This window comes from Pseudoduganella sp. GW821-FHT05F09, from assembly GCF_059419605.1.
On the sequence record NZ_JBWKSD010000016.1, the window covers coordinates 20,703 to 27,750 of the forward strand.

Sequence of the window (7,048 nt, forward strand, 5' to 3'; positions counted from 1 at the left end):
GCAGGCCCTTCCCAGTGCAGCGGGCTCGGCACGCTAATTGCCCTTGTAGGGATACATCAATCGATGTACTAAAACAAGGGAGACAGTAATGAAGAAGATCATCATGGGTGGCATGGCTGTAGCGGCGTTCACGGCGCAGCACGCGGGCGCGGTGGATTTCAAAGCGGGCGACTGGACCGTGGGCGTGGGCGGCATCGTCAACGCCTACTACACGCAGGTGTCCTGCTCCGGCAATGCGGTGGGCGGGCTGGCGCTGGCGGGCAAGGGCCTGGGCTGCGGCGGCCAGGACGACCGCAGCACCATCGGCAACGGCTTGCTGCCGAATGGCCTGGTCACTTCCGCCAGCTCCAGCCTGGGCGGCTACGACGTCAAGGCGCTCATCGGCATGTACCACGCCACCGCCACCGACAGCGCCATCAGCCAGAACAGCGGCGTGGACGTGCGCCAGGCCTACTTCACTTTCGGCACCGCGGAGATGGGCACCATCAAGATGGGCCGCGACAATGGCCTGTTCGGCGCCGGCGCCATTTTCGGCGACATGACGCTGATCGGCGCGGGCGCGCCGGTGCAGGCCACGCAGCGCGGCCGCGTCACGCTGGGCCACATCGGCGCCGGCTACAGCTACGTGGGCTACTACGGCCAGATCGCCTACAGCTCGCCGAAAAGCGCGGGCTTCGGCGCCGACGTGGCGCTGGTAAGCCCCGTGTCCGACACTCCCCTGCTCACGCCTTCGCTGTACTCGACCAAGACCAGCCCGCAATTGCAGGGCCAGTTGACGTGGAGCGGCGGCGGCGCCAAGGCCTGGTTGGGCGCCAAGACGCAGAAGTTCGAATCGGTCACGGCGGGCGTCAAGGACTTCACCATGAACGCGTTCGAGGCTGGCGCTTCGTACAGCGAAGGCGCGCTGGGCTTGCTGGCCAATGTGCAGGGCGGCAAAGGCCTCGGCGTGCTGTCCGACGCGGATCAGGGCAACACCACGGCGCGCAATTACTTCGTGCAGGGCACCTATAAGGCCACCGGCAAGATGAAGCTGGGCCTGGGCTACGGCATCAGCAAGAACAGCGACAACACGGCCGGCACCGGCGGCCTGAAGTCCAACGCCAATCTCACGCTGGGCGCTTATTACACGCTTAACAGCGCCATCACGCTGGTGGGCGAAGTGGGGCAGACCCGCTCCAAGGGCTTCAATGGCAGTGAAGCCAAAATGAATGGCGCCTCGCTTGGCGGCATCATCTTCTTCTGACGGGAGCGGCGCGTTCATGGCACAGGCGAGTATTCGACAGATGCGGCGACAGATGCGGCGGCAGGGGCGGCGGCAGGCGTGGCTGCGCTGCGCGCGCCGGCTGCGGCATTGCTCGCTGCTGGCGCTGGCGGCGGCGGTGGCCCTGGCTGCTGCGCTGGCGCTGCCTGTGCCATCGGCGGCGGCCGAGCTGGACCGCGCCGCCGTGGCGCAGCGCTTTCCCCCGCCGTTGGTGGTGGGCGAGCGCGACGCGGCGCTGCCGGTCTGGCCGCTGTACCGCCAGAACGCCACGGCCACCGAGCTGGCGGGCTATGTGTTCGAGTCCGCCGATCTGGCGCCGGTGCCCGGCTTTGCCGGCGTGCCGCCCAATCTGCTGGTGGCGCTGGACGCGAAGGGGGAATTCATCGGCGTGTCGCTGCTGTCGCAGCACGAACCGGTGTTCCTCGAAGGGCTGGGCGTAGCGCCGCTGCGGCAGTTTTTGGCGCAGTACAAAGGCGTGCCGCTGGCCAGCCCGATCCGCATCGGCGGCAAGAGCGACAAGAACGGCAGCGCGCGCGATGTGCATCTGGACGGCGTGGCGAAGGCCACCGCCTCGGTGCGCATCATCAACCAAAGCGTGTTGTCGGCTGCATTGAAGGTGGCGCGTGCCCGGCTGGGCTTTGCTGCCGGGCGCGATCCCGCGCTGGCCGCCCGCGTGCGGGAGGACGTGGACGAGGTGCTCAGCCTGGAGCGCATGGTGGCGCAAGGCGTGCTGCAGCAGCTGCATGTGCCGAACCGGGAAGCCGAGGCGCTGTTCAAGGGCACGCCGGGCGCCGGCCTGGATGCGGAGGCGCTGCGTGATCCTGGCGGCGTGTTTCTCGACCTGCGCATGGCTTATGTATCGGTGCCGGCCGTGGGCCGCTCGCTGCTGTCGCCGCGCAGCTGGAGCAAGCTGCAGGCGCGCCTGGAGCCCGGCGACCACGCGCTGCTGGCCATCTGGTCCGGCCGCTACACGCTGATGCCGGACGAATTCGTGCGCGGCAGCGTGCCGGACCGGCTGGTGCTGAAGCAGCAGGGGCTGCCGCTGGAGCTGCGCGATCTCGACCTCGATCTCACCTTGAAGGACGCGGCCGCGTTTGGCGGCGCGCGCGTGGCCGCATTCCGCGTGATCGCCCAGGCCGGCATGGACCCGGGCTTGCCGCTGGACTTCGCGCTGCCGCTCACGCGCAGCAAAGGCATCGTCTACCCTGAGCGGATCACGCGCGAGCTGGCGCTGCAATACCGGCTGCCGCAGCGCTATTACACAGCCGGCGCCGCCGATGAAAAATCCTGGGGCAGCGTGTGGCGTGCACGCGGCTTGGAACTGGCGGTGCTGGCCGCCGGCTTGCTGGCACTGGCCGGCGCGCTGATGCTGCAGCGGCGCCTGGCGGCGAGCGGGGCGCGGCTGCAGCGCTTCCGCATCGTCTACCTGCTGTTCACTGCGGGCTTTGTCGGCTACTGGTGCCAGGCCCAGCTTTCCATCGTCAACGTGGCCGGCGCAGTGCAGGCGCTGGCGGCCGGACGCAGCCTGGCGTATCTGATGTTCGATCCCGCCACGCTGCTGGTGTGGGTGTTCGCGCTGGCCGCGCTGCTGGCATGGGGGCGCGGCGCTTACTGCGGCTGGCTGTGTCCCTTCGGCGCGCTGCAGGAGTTCAGCGCGCATCTGGGCCGCTTGCTGCGCTTGCCGCAAATACGCCTGCGCAGCAGTGCGGACGCGCGCCTCAAATGGCTGAAGTTTGCCGCGCTCGCCGCCATCGCCATCAATGTGCTCATCGCCAGCAGCGCTACCAGCGGCGCCGGCGCCATCGCGGCTCCGGCGGCAGTCTGGCATGAGCGGCTGGTGGAACTGGAACCGTTCAAGACCGCCATCACGCTCGGCTTCGCGCGCAGCTGGCCCTACGTGGCGTATGCGGCCGGCCTGGTGCTGTTCAGCGCCTGCTGGTTCAAATTCTTCTGCCGCTATCTATGTCCGCTGGGCGCTTGCCTGGCCCTGCTCGGGCGCGTCCGCCTGTTCGACTGGCTGCCGCGCCGCGCCGAATGCGGCCAGCCCTGCCAGACTTGCCGCCACCGCTGCGCCTACCAGTCCATCAAGCCGGCGGGAACGGTCGACTACGGCGAGTGCTTCCAGTGCCTGGACTGCGTCGTTATCCATGACAGTGAAGACAAGTGCGCACCGCTGCTGCTGGAGCGCAAGCGCAGCAACTTCATTCCCATTGCGCGCGCCGACGCGAAGGAGCACACAGCATGAAACGAAGGACCGTACTTGCCGCATCCATGGGGCTGCTGGCCGGCGCAGGCGCCGCATCGCTGCCCGCGCGTCTGCACAAGGCCGCCGCGCAGGCGTTCGGCACCACCATCACCGTCACGGTGGCGCACGACGATGGCGCGCTCGCACAGGCTGCCATGGCCGCAGCCCTGCACGAAGCGCAAGCGGTGGACAGGCTGATGTCGATCTACCATCCCGCCAGCCAGGTGTTCCGCCTGAACCGCGACGGCGCGCTGGCCGAACCGGACGCTCGCCTGCTGGTGGTGCTGGCGCAAGCGCGCGCCCTGTCCCAGCTGACCGACGGCGCTTTCGACGTCACGGTACAGCCTTTATGGCTGGCCTACAGCGAAGCCGCGCAGCGCGGCCTTCTGCCGGACGCGCCGCTGCTGCGCCATGCGCGCTCCCGCGTCGGCTGGCGCAACCTGTCGTTCCGGCGCAGCGAGGCGCGCTTTCTCCTGCCCGGCATGAGCATCACACTTAACGGCCTGGCCCAAGGCTACGCTGCCGACCTGGCGCTGGCTGCGCTGCGCCGCCACGGCATCCGCAACGCCCTGCTGGACACGGGCGAATTCGCCGCCAGCGGAGCGAAGGCGCCGGGGCAGTCCTGGGCGCTGGGCGTGCGCGATCCGCGCGATCCGCTGGCCTGCACCGACATCGTGCTGGCGCGGGACCGCTGCATCGCCACCTCGGGCGATTACGAGGCCGTGTTCACCCAGGACCGTGTGCACCACCATATCTTCGATCCGGAACGGGGCGACTCGCCGCCGGAACTGGCCGGCGTGACCGTGCTGGCGCCTTCCGCGCTGCTGGCGGATGGCTTGTCGACCGCATTCATGGTGATGGGAGCGAAGAAGGCCCATGCGCTGGCCGGCCGCCTGCCAGGCATCGATCTGCTTACGGTGGACAAGCAGGGTAGGGCGCGCCGCTCGCCCGGTTTTGCGGCGGCGGCGGCACCGGCATGATGGCGCAGTGCGGCGGGCTATTTCAAATGCGGCATCTTGCGGTAAATGGTATTGCGGGACACGCCCAGCGCCCGCGCCGTGGCCGACACGTTGCCGCCGTGCGCCGCCAGCGTCTTCTGGATCAGGGAGTGCTCCACATCTTCCAGCCGGGCGCCGCTGGCCAGCAGCAGGGCGCCATGCTGTCCCGCGCCTGGCGGCGCCTCGCCGCAGGGACCGGCCGCTGCGATATCGTCGAGGAAGTCGTCCGGCATATGCCGCTGCGAGATTTCGTACTCGTCCCCGGCCATCACAATGGCGGTGCGCAGCAGATTGGTGAGCTGGCGGAAGTTGCCCGGCCATTTGTGGCAGTGGAACAGTTCCAGCATTTCCGGCGCCAGCGTGTAGCGCGTACTGCCGGATTCGATGGCAATGATCTTTTTCACCACGGTTTCCAGGTCGGTGCGTTCGCGCAGCGGCGGCAGCTTCACCACCAGGCCGTTCAGCCGGTAATACAGGTCTTCGCGGAACAAGCCGTTCGCAATGCGCTCGCGCAGATTGTGGTTGGTGGCACAAATGACTTCCACGTTCACCGGAATGGACTTGCTGCTGCCGAGCGGCGTTACCATGCGCTCCTGCAGTACGCGTAGCAGCCGCGCCTGCAAGCTGTAAGGCATATCGCCTATCTCGTCCAGGAACAGCGTGCCGCCGTTCGCTTGCAGAATGCGGCCTACAGCGCCTTTCTTGCGCGCGCCGGTGAAGGCGCCGTCTTCATAGCCGAACAGTTCGGACTCGATCAGCGTTTCCGGAATGGAGGCGCAATTGACTGGGATGAACGGTCCCTGCGAACGGGGCGAGTCGTTGTGTATGGCCTGGGCTAGCAGTTCCTTGCCGGTCCCCGTCTCGCCCATGATCATGATGGGGATATCTTTACCCAGCACCCGCGTCACCTTGTCTATCACCAGTTCCAGCTGCGGGTCGCCGGTGCGCAGGTAGCGCAAGCCGGAAAGCTTGCGCGCTGCATTGGCCGCGTGCATGGGCGAAGCCTGGGCCGCAGGGCGCGGCGCGGGCTCGCCGTCCTGCGGCGCCGCCAGCACATGCTGGAAGCGGCTGCTGGCCAGGCGCAGCTGGGCGCGGCCGGACACGCGCACCCCGTTATGCATGCACAAGTCGAGCAGGCCGGGGGCGGCGGTGCGGTAGTGGTCGAACAGGGCGGACACGGGCAGGCCGAACAGCGAATTGAAGGTATGTGTTTGCAGCGCGGCGTAGCTCAGTCCCAGCTGGAACAGCCCGTTGCGGTTGGCGGACAGGAAGCGCCCGCCGGGTGTGAACGAGGCGATACCCTCCATCAGCGTGCCGATGAACTCGGGCCGGGTATGAAAATGCAGCGTGATCGCATCTTCAAACGCGGCCGAGAACAGCTGGTTCTCTATCATCAGCGCGGACATGCGCACCAGCGCCATGGTGTGCTTGTGGTAGCTGCGCTGGTCGCCGGACACGTCCAGCACGCCGACCACGTTGCCGTGATGGTCGGTGATGGGCGCGGCGGAGCAGGTGAGGAAATGATTCGCATGCAAATAATGCTGGTCCGCATGGACCAGCGCCGCGCTCTTTTCAGCAATGGCCGTGCCGATGGCGTTGGTGCCCCGGCACTCCTCGGACCAGGCCGCGCCGGGCTGCAGCGCCACCCGGTTGGCCTTTTCCAGGAAGTCGGCGTCGCCCAGGGAGTGCAGGATCACGCCGTTCGCATCCGTCAGCAGCACCATATTGTGGGTGTTGATGATTTGCTGGTACAGCGTCTCCATGGCGGGCAGGGCATGGGTATGCAGCATCTTGTTCTTCTCTATAAGCAGGGCAAGATCGTTGCGGGCGATGGTGCCGAAGTCCTGCCGGCTCTCCGGGCACAGTCCATAGGCGAGCGAGCGCTCGTGCGAAGTGCTAATGATGCCGGCCATTTCTGGAGCGGCACTGGTGGCGGTTGGCTGGTACATGTCTCCGATTCCTGCAATGGGCCGTCTGATGCGGCGTTTTTGTGTGTGCCGGGTGTTCCTTATTTGAGCACCTGTTCCGTTCCGGTACAGCTGGAGTGGAGCAAATGCCCCGGCAGGGCCATTCGCCGTGCCGTTCCCTTGCTATTAGCAAGCGTGATGCCACCTGCTTACATGAACCTGAACCGCCGCGAAATAGAGCTTGCCTATGGGACTGGTCCTTGCTATAGTTCTGTCCCCGCGCTGTTGAGCATACGCAGCGTAGGAGAGTAGGAAAATGAGGGGTTGACGGTTTGAACGAAACGCCTCATAATCTCATCTCTCTGCTGCTGAACAAAACGCTTCGGCAACAACGCAGAATTCTTTAAAAATTTACAATCGATAAGTGTGGGCGTTTGATGTTGAGGCCCGCAGCGCAAGCTGTGAAACTCAAATTATTAAACGCTCAACAAAAGAAATAAACGTGACCTCGAAAGAGGAATCGTCAGTTATTTTGAAGAGCGACCACGTCGGCAACGACGTTAAACAGAGATTGAACTGAAGAGTTTGATCCTGGCTCAGATTGAACGCTGGCGGCATGCTTTACACATGCAAGTCG

Annotated in this window: 4 protein-coding genes and 1 rRNA gene; 4 read left to right on the plus strand and 1 reads right to left on the minus strand. The window is 65.9% G+C overall.

The genetic code is table 11. The features are described from left to right. The first annotated feature begins 88 nt into the window (after positions 1 to 88). Genes AC07S4_RS29960 through AC07S4_RS29970 form a run of 3 tightly spaced genes read left to right on the plus strand, consistent with a single transcriptional unit; the run spans position 89 to position 4,486 of the window. Positions 89 to 1,243 (plus strand): porin, encoded by a 1,155-nt coding sequence (locus AC07S4_RS29960; RefSeq protein WP_494990060.1) that lies wholly within the window; start codon positions 89 to 91, stop codon positions 1,241 to 1,243. Positions 1,244 to 1,283: 40 nt separating this feature from the next. Further along, on the plus strand, positions 1,284 to 3,506 hold the full coding sequence (locus AC07S4_RS29965) for a 4Fe-4S binding protein (protein ID WP_494990061.1): 2,223 nt from the start codon (positions 1,284 to 1,286) through the stop codon (positions 3,504 to 3,506). Continuing rightward, positions 3,503 to 4,486 (plus strand): FAD:protein FMN transferase, encoded by a 984-nt coding sequence (locus AC07S4_RS29970; protein WP_494990062.1) that lies wholly within the window; start codon positions 3,503 to 3,505, stop codon positions 4,484 to 4,486. Before AC07S4_RS29965 ends, AC07S4_RS29970 begins: the two co-directional genes overlap by 4 nt. A gap of 17 nt (positions 4,487 to 4,503) precedes the next feature. Here the strand turns inward: AC07S4_RS29970 and AC07S4_RS29975 are convergent, their stop codons facing one another. After that, positions 4,504 to 6,453 (minus strand): sigma-54-dependent Fis family transcriptional regulator, encoded by a 1,950-nt coding sequence (locus AC07S4_RS29975; RefSeq protein WP_494990063.1) that lies wholly within the window; start codon positions 6,451 to 6,453, stop codon positions 4,504 to 4,506. Positions 6,454 to 6,984: 531 nt separating this feature from the next. On the opposite strand from AC07S4_RS29975, the gene AC07S4_RS29980 reads away from it, so the two are divergent. After that, positions 6,985 to 7,048: ribosomal RNA gene (locus AC07S4_RS29980) — 16S ribosomal RNA — on the plus strand; the annotation flags it as partial.